Source organism: Roseibacillus persicicus, from assembly GCF_014651675.1.
GTDB lineage: Bacteria > Verrucomicrobiota > Verrucomicrobiia > Verrucomicrobiales > Akkermansiaceae > Roseibacillus > Roseibacillus persicicus.
This window is the reverse complement of sequence record NZ_BMXI01000011.1, coordinates 100,114-117,218: the sequence shown is the minus strand read 5'-3', so window position 1 is coordinate 117,218 and position 17,105 is coordinate 100,114. Positions and strand designations below refer to the sequence as shown.

14 protein-coding genes are annotated in these 17,105 nt (G+C 55.9%); 2 read left to right on the top strand and 12 right to left on the bottom strand.

Features of this window, described 5'->3' with window-relative positions; translation table 11 throughout:
* Positions 1-335 precede the first annotated feature (335 nt).
* Genes IE099_RS13470 through IE099_RS13460 form a run of 3 tightly spaced genes read right to left on the bottom strand, consistent with a single transcriptional unit; the run spans position 336 to position 6,179 of the window.
* Positions 336-3,509 (bottom strand): efflux RND transporter permease subunit, encoded by a 3,174-nt coding sequence (locus IE099_RS13470; RefSeq protein WP_189570711.1) that lies wholly within the window; start codon positions 3,507-3,509, stop codon positions 336-338.
* A 34-nt stretch (positions 3,510-3,543) separates the two neighbouring features.
* Positions 3,544-4,707: an efflux RND transporter periplasmic adaptor subunit gene (locus IE099_RS13465; protein ID WP_189570709.1), complete on the bottom strand. Its 1,164-nt coding sequence runs from the start codon at positions 4,705-4,707 to the stop codon at positions 3,544-3,546.
* Between the two features lie 47 nt (positions 4,708-4,754).
* Positions 4,755-6,179 (bottom strand): efflux transporter outer membrane subunit, encoded by a 1,425-nt coding sequence (locus IE099_RS13460; RefSeq protein WP_189570707.1) that lies wholly within the window; start codon positions 6,177-6,179, stop codon positions 4,755-4,757.
* 121 nt (positions 6,180-6,300) lie between these two features.
* Here IE099_RS13460 and IE099_RS13455 point away from each other — a divergent pair, with 121 nt between their 5' ends.
* The gene (locus IE099_RS13455; protein ID WP_189570704.1) at positions 6,301-6,909 is read left to right on the top strand and encodes a TetR/AcrR family transcriptional regulator; all 609 of its coding nucleotides are present in this window, start codon (positions 6,301-6,303) and stop codon (positions 6,907-6,909) included.
* A gap of 19 nt (positions 6,910-6,928) precedes the next feature.
* On the opposite strand, the gene IE099_RS13450 is transcribed toward IE099_RS13455, so the two are convergent.
* From IE099_RS13450 to purC, 7 genes are all read right to left on the bottom strand, one after another.
* Entirely contained in the window at positions 6,929-7,360 is a 432-nt protein-coding gene (locus tag IE099_RS13450) for a GTP pyrophosphokinase (RefSeq protein WP_189570702.1), read from the bottom strand.
* A 701-nt stretch (positions 7,361-8,061) separates the two neighbouring features.
* Positions 8,062-9,351: a phosphopyruvate hydratase gene (gene eno / locus IE099_RS13445; RefSeq protein ID WP_189570700.1), complete on the bottom strand. Its 1,290-nt coding sequence runs from the start codon at positions 9,349-9,351 to the stop codon at positions 8,062-8,064.
* A 42-nt stretch (positions 9,352-9,393) separates the two neighbouring features.
* On the bottom strand, positions 9,394-11,271 hold the full coding sequence (locus IE099_RS13440; protein WP_189570698.1) for a GreA/GreB family elongation factor: 1,878 nt from the start codon (positions 11,269-11,271) through the stop codon (positions 9,394-9,396).
* A 38-nt stretch (positions 11,272-11,309) separates the two neighbouring features.
* Entirely contained in the window at positions 11,310-12,071 is a 762-nt protein-coding gene (locus IE099_RS13435) for a PDZ domain-containing protein (protein ID WP_189570696.1), read from the bottom strand.
* Positions 12,071-12,544 (bottom strand): hypothetical protein, encoded by a 474-nt coding sequence (locus tag IE099_RS13430; protein ID WP_189570694.1) that lies wholly within the window; start codon positions 12,542-12,544, stop codon positions 12,071-12,073. Before IE099_RS13430 ends, IE099_RS13435 begins: the two co-directional genes overlap by 1 nt.
* Positions 12,537-13,070 carry an RNA polymerase sigma factor gene (locus IE099_RS13425; protein ID WP_189570692.1) on the bottom strand — a complete coding sequence of 178 codons (534 nt, stop codon included), beginning with the start codon at positions 13,068-13,070 and terminating at the stop codon, positions 12,537-12,539. Before IE099_RS13425 ends, IE099_RS13430 begins: the two co-directional genes overlap by 8 nt.
* A gap of 188 nt (positions 13,071-13,258) precedes the next feature.
* Complete coding sequence (gene purC, locus IE099_RS13420) at positions 13,259-13,963, bottom strand: phosphoribosylaminoimidazolesuccinocarboxamide synthase (protein ID WP_189570690.1); 705 nt, start codon at positions 13,961-13,963, stop codon at positions 13,259-13,261.
* Positions 13,964-14,077: 114 nt separating this feature from the next.
* Between purC and IE099_RS13415 the strand changes: the two genes are divergently transcribed.
* Entirely contained in the window at positions 14,078-15,454 is a 1,377-nt protein-coding gene (locus tag IE099_RS13415; protein ID WP_189570688.1) for an MBL fold metallo-hydrolase, read from the top strand.
* Here the strand turns inward: IE099_RS13415 and lpxD are convergent.
* Together lpxD and IE099_RS13405 are read right to left on the bottom strand one after the other, a co-directional pair.
* Positions 15,451-16,488, bottom strand: a complete 1,038-nt coding sequence (lpxD, locus tag IE099_RS13410; RefSeq protein WP_189570685.1) for a UDP-3-O-(3-hydroxymyristoyl)glucosamine N-acyltransferase — start codon at positions 16,486-16,488, stop codon at positions 15,451-15,453. The two genes, IE099_RS13415 and lpxD, sit on opposite strands and share 4 nt — an antisense overlap.
* 17 nt (positions 16,489-16,505) lie before the next feature.
* On the bottom strand, positions 16,506-17,081 hold the full coding sequence (locus IE099_RS13405) for an OmpH/Skp family outer membrane protein (protein WP_189570683.1): 576 nt from the start codon (positions 17,079-17,081) through the stop codon (positions 16,506-16,508).
* Positions 17,082-17,105 lie beyond the last annotated feature (24 nt).

Here is a 17,105-nt window from a genome sequence, read left to right as displayed (position 1 = left end):
AAAATTAGACCAACGAGGAAAGAAATTCGCCATGGACGAGGTGAGGTTAGGAGCTTGTGAAAAATTTCACAAGCTCAGTTTGTGAAATTTTTCACAAAGTCTGTGACAGCTCGAAAACCGGAGGATTTGCGCGCTGCGGAGTGGGTCTAAAACTCAATCGATACTTCGTGCAACTGCTTTTTAAGAAAAAGTGCGACACTGAGACCGAGTCTCAACATGAAACGTTTCATGAACTCGGAGAATCTTGGGTTTTTACTCTTTCCTCCTCTCCCTCCACGAAAAAAGAGCGCAAGCCCGAAAGGACTGCGCTCTTTTTAATCATCAGGAGTGGACTTCTAGCCTTCCAAAACCGAATCCGGCTCCCCTTTCAGCGCTTTTTCCCGCTTGCGGGCTCCGAAGCCACGAATCAGCACGTAAAAGACTGGAGTAAAAATGAGACCAAAGAAGGTCACCGCCAACATGCCCGAAAACACGGTGGTTCCCAGCGCCTGACGCATCTCAAAGCCCGGTCCATGTGCGATGACAAGTGGCACCACCCCGAGAATGAAGGCCAGCGAGGTCATCAGAATAGGTCGCAGCCGTAATTTGCAGGCCTCCACCGCCGCTTCGAAGCGGTCTTTTCCCTCGTCTTCCTGTTGTCGGGCGAACTCGACAATCAGGATAGCATTTTTGGCAGCCAATCCGATCAGGACGACAAAACCGATTTGGGTGAGGATGTTATTGTCCATCCCCCGCAGCATCACCCCTGCGATTCCACCGACCAGACACATGGGAACGATGAGGATGACCGACATCGGCAAACCCCAGCTCTCATATTGAGCCGCCAGCAGCAGGAAAACGAAGACCACCGCGAGCGCGAAGACCAGTCCGGCGGTATTTCCCGCGCTCCGCTCTTGATAAGAGAGGTCCACCCACTCGAAGCCATAGCCCGCGGGCAGGTCGGCAGCGAGACGCTCCATGGCATCGAGCGTTTGTCCCGAGCTATAGCCCGGCAAAGCGATTCCTGCCACCTCGGCGGAGGGGTAGAGATTGTGGCGCACCACCCGGTCCGGTCCCGTGGCCCGTTCCATCTTCAAGAGAGAGCCCAGGGGCACGATTTCCCCCGTCGTGCTGCGGGTGCTGAGAAGCCGGACGTCGCTAGCCTCATCCCGGTAGTCCCCTTCCGCCTGGGCAATCACCCGATAGGTGCGCCCGAATTGGTTGAAGTCGTTGACATAGGAGGAGCCCAAGAAGGTCTGCAGCGTCTGGAAGATATTGGACATCGGCACCTTCAAGGTCTGCGCCTTCTCCCGATCAATGTCGGCATAGTATTGCGGCGTGCTGGCACTGAAGGTGGTGTAGGCAAAGGCGATGGAAGGTTCCTGATTGGCTTTTCCCACCAACTCGCGGGTCACCTTTTGCAAATCATCATAGGTTCCGCCGCTGCGATCCTGCAGCATGAGCTTGAATCCCCCGCCCGTTCCAATCCCCGACACTGGCGGCGGGCTGATGACCACGTTGGTGGAGTCCGTCAGGGAAGCCAGAGTCATTTGCAACTCGGCGGCAATGGCATCGGAGGTCCGGCCGCTTTCCGATCGTTCCTCAAAGGAGTTCAAAATCACGAAGACCGCGCCGGAATTGGAAGCAATCGTCCGGGTCGCCCCCGAGAAACCGACAATTTCCACCGTATGCTCAATGCCATCGATTCCCCGCGCCAATTCGGCGGCTTCGATCATGACTTCGCGGGTACGGGACAGGGAGGCGGACTCCGGCAACTGCACCGACAAAATCAAGTAGCCCTGATCCTGCTGCGGGATGAAGCCGCCGGGCACTTTCTTAAAGATTCCTCCACCCAAAACCAGCAGCCCGACATAGAGAAGGACAAAGACAAAAGCCAAGCGCGTGATGCGGCGCACAAAGCCACCGTATCCCCGGGACAAGAATCCAAACATCTTATTAAAGAGGCGGAAGAACCATCCAAAGAGGAAATCGATGATGCGCTGAAACCAATCCTTCTTGGCCTCGGGGCTTTTCAACAAAAGGGCACACATTGCCGGACTGAGCGTCAGGGACACAAAAGCCGAAATCATGGTGGCCGCCGCGATGGTGATGGCGAACTGCTTGTAGAACTGACCGGAAATCCCCGAGATAAAGGCGGTGGGGATAAAGACCGCACTGAGAACCAGCGCAATCGCCACCAGCGCGCCACTGACCTCCAACATCGCTTTGCGGGTCGCCTCGAGGGGACTATCGCCCTCCTCCAGGTGGCGCTCCACCCCTTCCACCACCACGATGGCATCATCCACCACGATTCCGATCGCGAGCACGAGTCCGAAGAGAGTGAGGTTATTAAGCGAAAACCCAAGTCCAGCCATCACCCCCAGCGCTCCAATCAAAGAAACCGGAATGGCGAGCAAAGGAATCAAGGACGCCCGCCAGTTTTGCAGGAAAACCAGAACCACGATCACCACGAGGAAAATGGCCTCGATCAAGGTGTGATAGACCGAGTTGATGGACTCCTCCACGAAGATGGTCGGATTGTAGACAATGGTGTGCTCCAGCCCGGCGGGAAAATCCTTTGACAATCGATTCAAGGTATCCTCCACCTCTTGGGCAGTCTCCAAGGCGTTGGAGCCGGGCTTTTGCGTGATGCCGATACCGATGGCGGGCTTTCCGTCGAGATAACTTTCGCGACTGTAATCCTGCGAGCCCAGCTCGATGCGAGCGACATCCTTCAGGTGCACGATCTGTCCGCGCTCGCCGGTTTTGACAACAATTTCGCCAAACTCCTCGGCCGTTTTCAGGCGACCTTGCGCCAACACGCTCATCTGAAAGGCATTGCCTCCCTCCATGGGCTGCTGCCCAATCGTTCCGGCCGCGACCTGGACGTTTTGCTCCCCGACCGCACTCAGCACATCGCTGGTGGTCAATTGACGTGAGGCCAACTTTTGCGGATCCAACCAGACCCGCATGCTGTATTCGGCGGCGCCAAAGACGGTGACATTGCCCACCCCTTTCAAGCGCAGGAGTTCATCCCGCACCCGCAGGAAGGCGTAGTTGCCGACGAAGAGCTGATCGAGGGAACCATCATGGGAGCGCAAGTGAGCCACCAGCAAGAGGTCGGGACTCGCTTTCTCAGTCACCACGCCGGTCAGCCGCACAATCTCGGGCAGCTTGGGTTCCGCACGTGCCACCCGGTTTTGCACCAGGACCTGCGCCTGATCAACATCCGTGCCTTGCGCAAAGGTGACAGTGATGGTGACCGCGCCGTTACTGGTGCTTTGCGAGGTCATGTAGAGCATGTTCTCCACCCCATTGATCTCTTGCTCCAACGGCGTCGCCACCGTGTCGGCCAGAATATCGGGACTGGCCCCCGGATAGGAGGCGGTGACCTGAATAGTGGGCGGCGCGATCTCGGGATATTGCGCGACCGGCAAGCCAAAGTAGGAGATGCCTCCCACGATCATAATGACGATGGAGACCACCATCGCAAAGATGGGCCGGGTGATGAAAAATTGAGGTAACTTCATGGCTGGAAAATGGGGTTCGCGGGTGAGGCTCGGTTTACTCGGATGGGGAGGACTCCGGCTCTTTCTCCTGCAGGGGTTGAGGATTCACAGTTGAGCCGGGAAAGGCGGAGGTCAGCCCCGAAACGATGACGCGGGTGTCCGCTGGCAGCTCTTCCTCCACCACGCGCATGTCGCCTTGCAAAGGCCCCAAGGTCACGGGCACAACCTCCACGACATCGTTCTCCCCCACGGTGAGAATGGAGGTGAAGCTTTGCTGAGTCTGGATGGCAATCTCGGGAACCAAAGTCGCCCGAAACTCACCCCGACCCGGCAGGCGCACGCGGGCGAACATTCCTGGGGTAAGAAAGCCATCATCGTTATCGAAAATCGCACGCGCCCGCATGGTTGCAGTAGCAGGGTCAAAGGTGTTGTTCACGAAGTCGATGCGCCCTCGCCGGGGATACCCTTCATCGTCGCCCAACCCCATTTCAACCTCCACGCCGCCCTCCCGCGCCGACTCCCGCTTGCCCTGCTGGTTCAAGCGCATGTATTTCAGGACCGACGCCTCGTCCGCCTCGATGCGACAGTATATGGGATCCACCGAAACGATGGAGGTCAGCAAAGTCGACTGCGCGGAACCTCCGCTGATCAAGTTCCCTGCGGAAACAAAACGGTCAGCAATCCGGCCGGTGATGGGAGCCCGAACTTCAGTGTAATTCAGATTCAACTGTGCAATCCGAACCCGCGCCCGCTGCGAGAGGACTCTCGCTTCCGCACCAGCAAAGTCACCCTCGCGAACCTCGACATCCTCTTTCGCAATCGCATTTCTCTTCAGTAAAGCTTGGCCGCGTTCGTAGTTGGATTTTGCAAGGTCACGCTCGGTCTCAGCCTGAGCCAGATCAGCCTTCGCCGCTGCCAGTTCAGCTTCAAAAGGCTCTTTGTCGATGGTGAAAAGCAGATCCCCTTCTTTGACCAACTGCCCGTCGGTAAAGTTGATGGATTCCAGCAAACCGCCCACCCGTGAACGAACTTCTACTTCGCGCACCGCTTCGATGCGCCCCGTGTATTCATCCCAGGCAACAATCTCTTTCTGCACGGGATGGACAAACTTCACCAAGGCCGGAGGCCGGGCGGGTGGAGCTTGCGCTGACTCGTCCTTATCCTGACAAGACGCTAGACCTAATACGATTAGAGTGGGAATGAGGAACTGTGATTTCATGAAATGAGCTTACTAATATGTGATTGAAATGGGAGAACGTCGGCCAACTACCAGCGGCCACCGAGAGAGCGAATGAGAGTGATTGTATTGCCGAAATGAACCCCTCGTAGAACCGCTTGCTGACGTCGGGCGTCCAGCGAAGTTCGTTCGGCATCCAATACGCTGAGGTAGTTGGAGATGCCTCCTTCGTATTGCGCATCGGCGATCTCGCTAGCCTTCTCCGCCGCAACTACCGCTCGATCCAAGGCAGCCGATTGACTCAAATAAAATTTGCGGGCAGCCAGTGACGTTTCCACTTCCGCCAAAGCCTCCAAAACGGTTTGTTGATAATTTTCGAGAACCTCCTCATATCGGGCCTGCGCTCCGGCTAAGGCCGCTTCGTTGCGCCCTCCCTGAAGAATTGGAAGATAGACCTGCGGGCTGATACTCCAATAGCGGGCACCCTTGCTGAACAAATTCTCGATATCCGAAGACTGCAAACCCAGGTTGCCACTCAGGCTCAGTGACGGATAGAAGGCAGCTACCGCGACTCCCACCCGTGCGTTCTCCGCAGCCAGAGCTCGCTCCGCCCGCCGAATGTCTGGACGAGCCCGTAATAGCTCGGAAGGAACTCCCCCAGGCACTGATGGCGGCGTCCCACGCAAAGGAGCAGGGGGAACCCGAAAGGTGGTGGCGGGTCTACCAGTTAGGACCGCAAGCGATGCCTCTTGCGCAGAACGTTCCCGCTTCAAGCCTTCCAAATCTGCTTCACTTGATGCCAACAAGTTGCTCGCCTGAGCCACATCCAACTCGCTCACCGCCCCCAACTCGTGACGGTCCTTCACCAGCTTCAACGAATCCTGCCGGCTCTTCACCCCTTGGCTGACAATTTCGATTTCCTCGTCCAATGCCCGCAAGGTGAAATAGCGGGAAGCAGCCTCGGTCTCCAAAGAAAGTAAAAGCGCGTTCAGGTCCTCCTCACTGCCTTGCGCGTCGCTGACTGCAGCTTCCACCTGGCGACGAATCCGCCCGAAGAGATCAACCTCCCAATCAAGGGTCAAAGGTGCTGAATAGGTGTTGAAGGCACTGCCTCCCCCAGTCACCTGCCCGGATGTCCTTTGGCGGGAAACCCCGGGTGCGCCCCCCACTTGTGGAAGTCCCGCCGCCCGACTGATTCCGATGACACTGCGCGCTTGCTCCAGCCTCTTCAGACCAGCCTTCAGATCGTGATTATTACTCCGCACCTGGGTGATCAGGGTATTCAGCTGGGCATCGTTGAAGACCTGCCACCAACCATCGCGTTGCGCTGACGAGCGACCGTTCTTACTGCTCTCCCACCGATAACTGTCAGGCAAGTCCGCCTCCGGCTGCTGATAGTCCGGACCGACCGTGGCACAGGACACAAGGGCCAGAATACCTGCCAGGACTCCAACCCGGACCGCTGCACCATCAAAGGCTTGGATGCTTGAAATGCTGATAAGAGGAAAAAACATGGAATCGAAGGGTTCGTTCGGCCACCCGAAAAACTACACCCATTGGTTTACTTCCGATCCGGAAAAAGTAAACCGGAAAGTTTACTTTTACAAAAATCGCTTATTCGGTTAGATCTCTGCCATGGCACTTACCATGAGTGAAAGAAAGCGCCTGGCTATCATCCAGGCCGCTATCCACGAGTTCAACGCAGCCGGTTTCTCCGCTGCCACCATGAATGAGATCGCGGCCCGCGCCCAAGTCTCCAAGCGCACAATTTACAACCACTTCGAAAACAAGGAGGCCCTCTTCCGAACCATTTCAGAGCAAGTCTGCGAATCCGTGAGCCGTGCTACCGAGATGGCCTTTGATCCCGAGCGCAGTGTGGAAGATCAATTGACCGAACTAGCCAAGAAGCAAATCGACCTGGTGACCTCAAAGGACTTTCTCACCATGATTCGTGTCACTCTCCCCGCTCGCATGCGCTCACCCGAGCTAGCCGACGACGTCTTTGCTACCATTCGTCTGGGCGATACCGGCCTTGGCCGTTGGCTGGAACAAGCCAAACAACACGGAGCACTCGAACTCGAGAACCCCAAGGAAGCTGGCCGTTGCTTTTCAGCCATGATCTTCGAATTCGCCTTCTGGCCCGTCGTGACCAATATCGCTCCGAGCCCCACCAAAGCGGAATGCCGCAGAATCGTCACGGAGACAGTGAACCTGTTCCTCAATGGCTGTCGACTTCGCAAGTAGACCTCCCCGCCAATTCCTTTCAGGAAGAATCCCGAGTGAGCCTTAGCAAGCCCCTGGCATACTTGCGAATTTGCTTCCGCGTGGGATGGTCAGCCAAATTGGAGAGCATATCCGCAATCTTGACGCGGCAGGCAATGGGCGATGCAGCTATGCGCTCCAGATATTGGTCGTAGACGGCTTCGCGCGTCTTCGTCAACAGAACCACTTCCGCGACCAGGTATTCTGGAACCCCGGCCTCGATCAAGGATTCCGCCGATTCGCTGGTATCCTCAATGACATCATGGAGCCAGGCAACCACCTCCGCCTCGTGGTCTCCCGCTACCCGCTCCACCACTGCTCGAGGGTGCTCGATATATGGAATAATCCCTCCTCGCCGAAACTGTCCGTCATGAGCTTTCGTGGCTATTTCTTCGGCTAGTTTGACAAGCGCTTCCCGTTCCATCTCGTTCATCGATTCTTCCGCACCAGAGGTTAAACGTGGCGGCCGGCTCACGCCAAGGGCATTCCAGATCAGCTCTATCCTTTCAGTCCAGCTGACTTTAACGGCCTAGATACTGGGATGCCGAATATCGACAATACGGACAACGGGTTACCCGATGCTGAGGGAAACATCTCACGACCAATGCGATCACGAACTCGGGCATGAATGGCAGAAGAACCAGCATCCAGCCGAGACCCCGCCCGACCATTGCCCCATCCAGAAAGATGAGCGAAGCGACAAAGGTCAAAGCGACGAAAGCGGTCCACCACCCCGTTATCACAAAGGACAATTCATTCAGTTTCTCGGCGATCGGGTGCCTCCTGATTTCCGCGCGCCCTACAAAAGGAAGCGGCTTGCGGCAAGAGGGGCACAGCAATGAACCAGTATTCTCGCCGGATGATGTTCTGAACTTAACTTTTTCTGCGGGTATCAACTTAAGGCTTTTCTCACTCGGTTTGGTCTGTCTCCCGCCAACTGCGGCTTGGAGTCGGCCTCAAGTAAAACGAAGCCCCCGCATCGATAACATTACATTTGCCCTTCCGATTTGTAATCCGCGCGCCAAGAACTCGGGACGAGGCGCCTTCGGTCAAAAAGCAAACACATCAAAGGACATAAAAAACCCCGGGAGCCGAAGCCCACGGGGTTTTTGAAAAGTTGTTGGTAGGCGCGAGTTATGCCTTCAGCTTGCCAGCAAAGACCGCGTCTTCTCCCAAGGCTTCTTCGATGCGGAGAAGCTGGTTGTATTTCGCAATCCGGTCGGAACGGCTCATGGAACCGGTCTTGATTTGACCAGCGTTGGTTGCCACTGCGATGTGGGCAATGGTGCTGTCTTCAGTCTCACCCGAACGGTGGGACACGACGGAATTGTAACCGTGAATCTTACCCAGCTCGATGGCGTCAAGAGTCTCAGTGAGAGTTCCAATCTGATTCACTTTGATCAGGATGGAGTTCGCCACGCCGAGATCGATCCCCTTCTGGAGGAAGTCGACATTGGTCACGAAAAGGTCGTCACCCACCAGCTGAACCCGGTCACCAATCTTGTCGGTGAGCAACTTCCAGCCATCCCAGTCATTCTCGTCGCAACCGTCCTCAATCGAGTCGATTGGGTATTTCTCGCATAGTTCGGCAAGATACTCTGCCTGCTCGGCGGAAGAACGCTTGGCGCCGCCATCTCCTTCGAACTTGGCGTAATCGTAGACACCATCCGCGAAGAACTCGGAAGCCGCACAATCGAGGGCGAAAGTGATGTCCTCGCCGACTTTGTAACCTGCTTTTTCAACCGCCAGGCAAACCGTATCGAGGGCATCTTCGGTTCCTTCGAATGTTGGAGCGAATCCACCTTCGTCACCAACCGCAGTGCTCAGACCGCGGTCATGAAGCACCTTCTTGAGGCTGTGGAAGACTTCAGCACCCATGCGAACCGCCTCGCGGAAGGTTGGAGCGCCTACCGGGCGAATCATGAACTCCTGGAAAGCAATCGGAGCATCGGAGTGGGAACCACCGTTGATGATGTTCATCATTGGAACGGGCAGAACCTTGGCGTTTGGACCTCCAAGATAGCGGAAGAGAGGCAAACCAGCGGAAGCTGCTGCCGCACGAGCGACTGCCAGGGAAACTCCGAGCAAGGCGTTGGCTCCCAAGTTCTTCTTGTTCTTGGAACCATCGAGCTCGATCATGAGGCGGTCGATAGCGGTCTGCTGGGAAGCATCCAGGCCGATGATGGCTGGAGCGATCTTCTCGTTGACGCTGGCTACGGCCTGCAAGACCCCTTTGCCGAGGTAGCGACTCTTGTCTCCATCGCGGAGCTCGTGGGCTTCGTGCTCTCCAGTGGAAGCACCACTGGGAACTGCCGCGCGACCGAAGGATCCGTCGGCGAGCTTGATGTCCACTTCGACGGTGGGGTTACCGCGGGAGTCAATGATCTCGCGTCCGATTACTGCTGTGATTGTCGTTTCAGACATAAGTTTTTTGGTGTGTTTTTGGGTATGAATTGAAAAAAAGTTCTAACCTTTGTTATAGGCCTCGATGGACTTGATTACGCGAGTCTCCATCACTTCGGTTTCCAGGTCTTTCACGTCGACTTGTTCGCCGACCTTCTTGCCGATGAGAACCCGGCCAACCTCGGAGAGATAAGAGACAATGTTTTCCTCCGGGACACTGTCCCATGCTCCCAGAATGGTGTAGGTCTTCTCGTCTCCATCTTTCTCGAGAGTCACGATGGTTCCGATCGTCACGGCTGAAGTGTCAGGCTTCGCGAAGTCGGTGCCTTGTGCGTTCTCGAGCTCCTTCTCCATCTGCGTGCGCTGGTGATTGAGAACAGCTTCCTTCTGCTTGGCGGCGTGATACTCGAAGTTCTCACGCAAGTCACCGTAGGAAGCAGCCAGCTTCTTGTCCTTGAGGTTCTGCGGAATCTGATTGTTGACGAGGTCGGCGAACTCTTCCTTGCGCTTCTTGAGACTCTCCCAAGAAACCACGAGAGATTCATCCTTCTCTTCCTTCACCGCGCCGGTGACCAAATCCTGGGTCTCGGGGTGAGCCTTGATGACGCGTGCCATCAGAGACTTGCGATCCAACTCAGCAAGAGCCGGGCTTTGCAAAAGCTTGCGGGCAAAGTTGCGGGCCTCGTTGAGGTCGATGTCTTTCAAGAGGTCGGGGATGAGCTTCTTGTCGTCCATCAAAAGGTTCTGCAAACGAGTGCCCTTGCGAGGACCATCGTCGACGGCTCCAGCCTCGATTACGGAAAGCATTGCGAAACCAACTTCCGTCGAAAAGACCTTTGCCGCGTTGCCATTCCGCTCGCGGCAGATCCACATCAGGGCCTCGCCACTCAAGGTGCGGAGGGAGATCCCCTTCTTAATGTGCTTCAGCAATGGTTCAAACTGGTCTTCAGCCAAAAGCATTTTGGCGATTTCGTTGACCCCGCGAGTTCCGACTTTTTCGAAAACTCCCATCAACTTCTTGATCCAATCGTCGCCATAAGCAGCAGGAAAAGCTTCATAGATGCGGCGCTGACGAGCAGCGGCCAAAGAGGTGACCTGGGACGCAACATCACCATCGGCCAGACCAAGGGCATCGGGAATGCGCAGTGAACCGTCGGCCAGCTCGGCACCTTCAACTGCGGTAAAGAGCTCATCACGGCAGGCAAGAAGGTCGAGCGCTTGCCCCAGATGGAGACGAATCCCCTTCTTCACGGCTTCATCGATTTCCTTCGCGAGCTCCTGCAATACCTCAGGGTCAGCTTTCAGTCCGTCGGTTTCGTTCTTCAGCGAATCGAGAACTCCAATCTTGGTTTTCAAGTCCCGGGCTTCGCGGAATTCTCCGACCAACGACTCGAGAGGGCTCATGTTTTCATCACGCAGGATGAGAGGCTCGGTGCGCTTGGAAGGAACAACCACCCGACCACCCTCGCGAGCAATCTTTTTGGCTTTGTCCCACCACTTCTTATAATCTTCTTCGGGGATGATGGTCCCGCAGAGTTCCTTATCAACCGCATCTGGCTTCAAGGTTCCCCCGTGACTCTGCAACATTCGCACAATAAGTTCAGCAGGGTCGTTGGCGGCCAAATCGCGGAGCTCGCCCAGTTTGGCGACCCGCTCGGCGCGGAAATCATCATCGGCAAGGGGCTCGGTTTTGGAAAGGGCCAGCTTCAAGCCCATGGTCTGCGGCTCACGCTCACGCTCAAAATCAATCGTGACCTTCCCCCCAAATAAATCCCAGCTTTCTACTTTGCCAGCGCCCCAGCTTTTGTGCAGGCAAAAGGACCCGGGAGCTAACTCATTCAAACGGTTTCCAACTTCTTCGGTTAATCGACCCGCCTCTACGAGTTTCGCGACATCAGGATGCATCAGGCGAACCTTGCGAATACGAAAGACAAAAGGCAAAGGTTTTTCGCTTCTTTCTCAGCCCTTTTCTGAAAAAGTCACTTCTTCGTGTCTTTTGCCGGAGTAGGAACGCGCCTGACCCGTGGCAAAGCCCGGTCGTCCAAGTCTCTTTCCTCCGCATTGAGTAGAGAATGGAAAAGCGCACGCAATTTGCGCCGGTTCTTCTCGTCCAGCGATTTGGGCCACTGACTCTCGTCCGTGTCCTTGAGCAAGCCCTGGTGCAAAACATCGTTGCAATGGGTCACGCTATAGAGATAGCCCTCGGGAGATTTACTGAGACTCACAACCGAATCTCCTTCGGCGATGAAACCGGAACGCTTTCCGATATCCACCTGCCTCACGTAATCACCAGGGATGGGTGGCATGAACACTTCACCAGCCGCCTTCGCGATTTCCCCCGTGCGCTCGGGCCGTGTTCCGATCGTGAGGGGAAGAACGTGGGTTTCCCCCGCTCGCGAAATCGAAAGTTGGACCACGCTTCCAACTCCCTCCATTTTCATGAGAGCATAGAGTTGCCACTTGTTGGCGATGAACTGGTCATTGAACTTCCACAGCACGTCGAGGGGCTGCAAGCCTGCGGCACGCGCGGGTGATTGCGGTTCCACCTCTTCCACCAAGAGGCCGAATCCCTTCGGGACATCCTTGAGCTGGGCTGCGGTTCCTTTTTCCACCCAATCCAGATCAACCCCCAACCAGGGTCCTCCGGCTTGCTCGCGGTGTCCGCCTCGTCCGCGGGAAGGCCCATCGGCCAGCGCGCCGCACATGGAGACGATGAGGATAACTAGAGTGAATATTCTCATTACAAACTACTTGCCGCATAGAGCTCGGCATCGAACTCGCGCTGTAGGATCACTTCGTAACCCGAGTCTTCATGAAGCACCCGCTCCTCCTCGACCCCGGAGTAGCTCCACCCGCGGCGGGTTTCGCCAAATTCGTTGAGGGACTGAATCCCGAGATCCTCCCCGGAATCAATCCAAGTCCTCTTTTCCAAAACCGAAATCCCACTCGAGTGGAAATGGGCGTCCGAGGCCTCCAGAACCGCCACCGCATTCTGGCCCGGCCCCTTGTTAGCAAACATCCCCCCTGCTCCGAGCAAGACCACCGCGGCAACCGCACTGGTCCACAGATACGGCTTGCGCCAAAAAGAGACGGTAGGCTCCGCCGACAGACAAAACTCATCGATCACAGATTCCAGCTCAACGCGGGAGTCTTCGCTCAAACCTCGCGGCATCAAGCGCTCCAAACCGGCTTCGATATCATGCAGACTATCCATTGCGAGCCTCCTTCAAGTGACCCAGTTCCCGTTGCAAAAGCTCAAGCGCGTAGCGGTAGCGCGAGGCAGCGGTGTTGTGGGAGATTTTAAGCACTTCGCCAATTTCAGCGAAAGTGAGTCCGGACCAAACTTTGAGGCTGACGACTTCACGCAACTTGTCGCTCAGGCCTTCGACGGCCTCACGCAGCATGAGGGCGTCCTCATCCTCTTCCATCGCGGGGTCGAGCCAATGCTCGTCATAGTCATGGAACTGAATGACTTTCTCATCGCGCTTCTTGCGACGTCCTTTCTTCCGCCCCGCGTCCATGGCGACAAGTCGGACAACAGAGAAAGCAAGGGGAACATCCGGCGGACGATAGGCTCTCTCCTCTTGATAACCCCACAGGCGAATGAGCGAATCCTGGAGGACGTCTTCAGCCTCTTCGAGCGAGCCTGTTCGCTGGCGGGCATACATCAACAGGCGCCCTCCTTCGGACGCCAGCCAGGACTTCCACTGGTCTGCGAGCTGTTGCTGTTTGCGCTTCATGATTCCTTACAGGATAAGAAATGCCACAGAATCGCTTTCGTGTCTGTCTTTTCAGAAAAAAATGAGCACTTTTATTCAGCCGCGCGCCCTTCAATCAAAGGGTTTCCGGCCGCCATGCGATCACCCACGCATGGCGCAGCCGAGTTACCCCGCAGACAGGAAGCCCTCCGAGTGAAAGAAACGGCCGCTTACTTCACCTCCTCGATACGCCGGAGGACCTCTTGATACCCCTCCATGACATCCCCGAGATCCTGACGAAAGCGGTCTTTATCCAACTTCTTACCGGTTTCGGCATCCCACAGGCGGCAGGTATCGGGGCTCACTTCGTCGGCGAGAACAATTTCTCCCGAGCTCAAACGACCGAACTCAATTTTGAAATCGATAAGGCGCAAACCGCACTTTTGGAAGAAGTCGATTAGGACTTCATTCACCACCAGAGCCTGTTTTTTCAAAAGCGCGCATTCCGCTTCCGTTGCCAGACCCATCTCGCGTGCGTAATCGTCATTGATAAGCGGATCACCAAGTTCGTCAGACTTGTAACTGAACTCGACAATTGGAGTTTTGAAAGGAGTTCCCTCCGCAACTCCCACTCTCTTGCTGAAACTACCCGCCGCCACATTTCGGACAATCACCTCGACCAATAGAATCTCCACCTTCTTCACCAAAAGGTTCACCTCATCCAAATCAGCGTGAAGATGAGTCTTTACTCCTTTGTCTTCCAACATCTTGTATAGAAGCAAAGTGATCGCTTTGTTCAGCTTTCCCTTACTCTCGAAGACCGCCTTCTTCTCGGCATTGAAGGCAGTGGCCTCGTCCTTGTATTCCATGCGGAGGACTTCAGCGTCATCGGTTTTATAGAGGCGTTTTGCCTTTCCCTCGTAGAGTGGTTCCATGCCTCCTGCTCTATCGCCCCAAAGCCTGTCGGAAAAGCTTGAAATCTGTTCCCCGACCTCCCATGACCCTTTCCCGTCTTTCCCTCACAACTTCTAACAGACAAAACTCCCACCGTGTCCCATGCCGTAACCCTGCGCAGCCTATGCCGCGCCCCCGAGATCGGGGCCAATTCCTATCACCTGAGTTTCGGCGACACAAACATCGTGATCGATGCCGGGATGCACCCCAAGCAAGATGGAGACGAGGCCGTCCCGCAGTTCCACCTCCTCGACGCGAATTCCGTGGACGCGATCTTTGTCTCCCACGCCCACCTCGATCATATCGGCACCCTGCCGGTTCTCCAGCGGGAGCAACCCCACGCCAGGGTCTACATGACCCCTGAGGTCGTCGATCTGGCCGATGCCCTTCTCCACAACTCGGTCAACGTCATGACCAGCCAGGGAGACGAACTGGGAATCGACGCGTATCCTCTCTTCACCCACGGCGATCTCGATGAATTGAGCCAGGTTTGGCAAGGCCAGCACTACCGCAAGACCTTCGAGCCGTTCTGGGATCAGGACCTGCAAGTCACCTTCCGCGATGCGGGCCACGTTTTGGGCTCGGCGGGCATTCTTTTCGAAGCGGAAGGCAAGCGTGTCTTTTACACCGGTGACGTCCAATTCAATGACCAAACCCTCATCAAGGGCGCGGACTTCGAAGACCTGGGACCTCTCGACGCCCTCATTGTCGAGACCACCCGCGGCAACGCTCCCAGCTCGCCGGATTTCGACCGCGAGGCGGAAGTGGCCCGGCTGATCGAAGATATGACCGAGACCCTGCATCGCAATGGCTCGGTGCTGATCCCGGTCTTTGCGATGGGAAAGACTCAGGAAGTTCTGACCATGATCCAGAACGCCAAGGAAGCCGGCGATCTTCCCGACGTCCCAGTCACGATTGGCGGGCTGTCCACCAAGATGACAACCATCTACGACCGCTATGCCACCAACGCGAATCGCAAGCGTCCCGACTTTCGGATTTTACGCGATATGGAATTGCGCGCAGGAACCCGCCGACGCGGAAAGTCCGTTCCGATTCGCTATCAGGAGCAAGCGATCTACGCCCTTTCCAGTGGCATGATGTCGGAGCACACAGTCTCGAACAAGTTCGCCCGCAATTTCCTCCCCAATCCCGCGAACTCGGTCCACTTTGTCGGCTATTCCGACCCGTCGACTCCCTCCTACCACGTTCGTCAGGCCTCGACCGGCGACTTGATCAGCTTGGACGAAAGCAAGGATCCCGTGCAGCTCAACTGCCAGGTGGAAGAGTATCAATTCTCAGGCCACTCCACTCGCGAGCAGCTTCTCGACTTCATCGTCGCATCCGGTGCCAAGAAGATCTTTCTCGTGCACGGCGATCTCTCCGCCTCACAATGGTTCGAGAGGGAGCTCGCGGAACGGATGCCGGATGCGGAAGTCACCATTCCCGAGCCCGGAGTGGATTACACGCTTTAGGAGTCTCGCGACTCCTTGAGCTCGTTCACTTCCTTGCGCAACAGCTTCAGCTCCTTGCGGAAAGCAGGGCCATTGCGGGTAAAGACCACCGACTTTTTCTCTTCGTGGATTGGCACTGCTGGTACCCCCCAGTAGATTCCAGGCTTGGTGATACTCTTTGAGACTCCGGTCCGGGCTGCGAGGACCACGTTGTCCCCTACTTCCAAGTGCCCGGCGAGACCGCATTGAGCCGCGATAGTGACATTGTTGCCAATGGTGCAACTGCCAGCGATGCCGGTGTGAGCGACGATGAGACAATGCTCACCTACGACCACATTGTGGCCAATCTGCACGAGGTTATCAATCTTGGTCCCCTTCCCGATGGTAGTCTTGCCGAAGCGAGCGCGGTCGATGGTCGAATTCGCGCCCACCTCCACTTCATCTTCCAACACCACAATTCCAACTTGCGGGATGGAGCGGTGCCGGCCATCGACGAACTCATATCCAAACCCCTCGGAACCGATCACAGCTCCCGGCTGGAGCAGAACGCGATCACCCAATAGACAACGCTCACGCACCACCGAGTTGGCGAAAAGGATGCAATCCTCACCCACCACCGCATCACGCTCGATGACGACCCCGGGACCAATCTCGGTTCCTCTGCCAATTCGGGCCCCGGCCTCGATGACGGCATTGGCCCGAACCATCACCCCCGCCACTTCGGCAGTAGGGTCAACGTAGGCGGTCGGATGAACCTCGGCCGCAAAAGGACGCTTCGACTGAACAGCCTCACAGATTTGACTAAATGCGAGTGATGGGTTCTCCACATCGATCAGGACCATGCCTTCGCGAGCAATCGGAGCCTGGGGCACGACTAGAACGACCCCCGCCGCACTGGACAGGTAGTCATTGATATACTTCTCATTGCCGAGAAAGCTCAGGTCCTCGGGACCCGCGTCATCCAAGGCTGCGAACCCATTGACCCGAAAGTCAGGATCCCCGACACGTAAACGCCCTCCGCAGAGGGCGATGATCTCAGAAACTGTAAAATCCACTTGGGGTAAGGGCTGGGTTACTTCTTGGGAGCGTCTTTGTTGAGCTCTTTGAGAAGACCTTCCGTAATGTCGTAGGTGTCCTTGGAATAAAGAAGGACGGGCACTTGAGTGGTGCTATTTCCGGACTTGTCGAAGACGAAGTCATAATCATCAGCCTTGGCCTTCTCCTCGAGAAGCTTGGTGATTTCCTCCAAAATTCCGCGCATCTGACGCTGCATTTCCTCCTGGACCTGGCGACGCTTGCGGTCGAGATACTCCTTGAGAGAGCGGCTCATCGCAATGCCTTCCTGCTGCTTGAGTTGCAGCTGCTCGTAAATTTCCTTCTTCTTGGCTTCGTTGAGAGAAGGATCCTCGAATTGCTTGCGCAGGGTGTTGATTTCCTCCTCCAGCTCTTGAATCTGCTTTTGCTTCTCGTTGTTTGCCTTGGTGAGAAGAGCTTGCTTCTCATTCAACTCCTGCTGGGCCTCATCGGTGCGATAGTAGTCCTTGAGGAGACGCTTCATATCAACGGTTGCGACCTTAATTTCCTGCGCGCCCACTTGGGCGAAGGACATAACGGCGATAAGAGCGGCAAAGAGAATTCCTGTCTTCATAAACTATTTTTGGGTGGGACGATT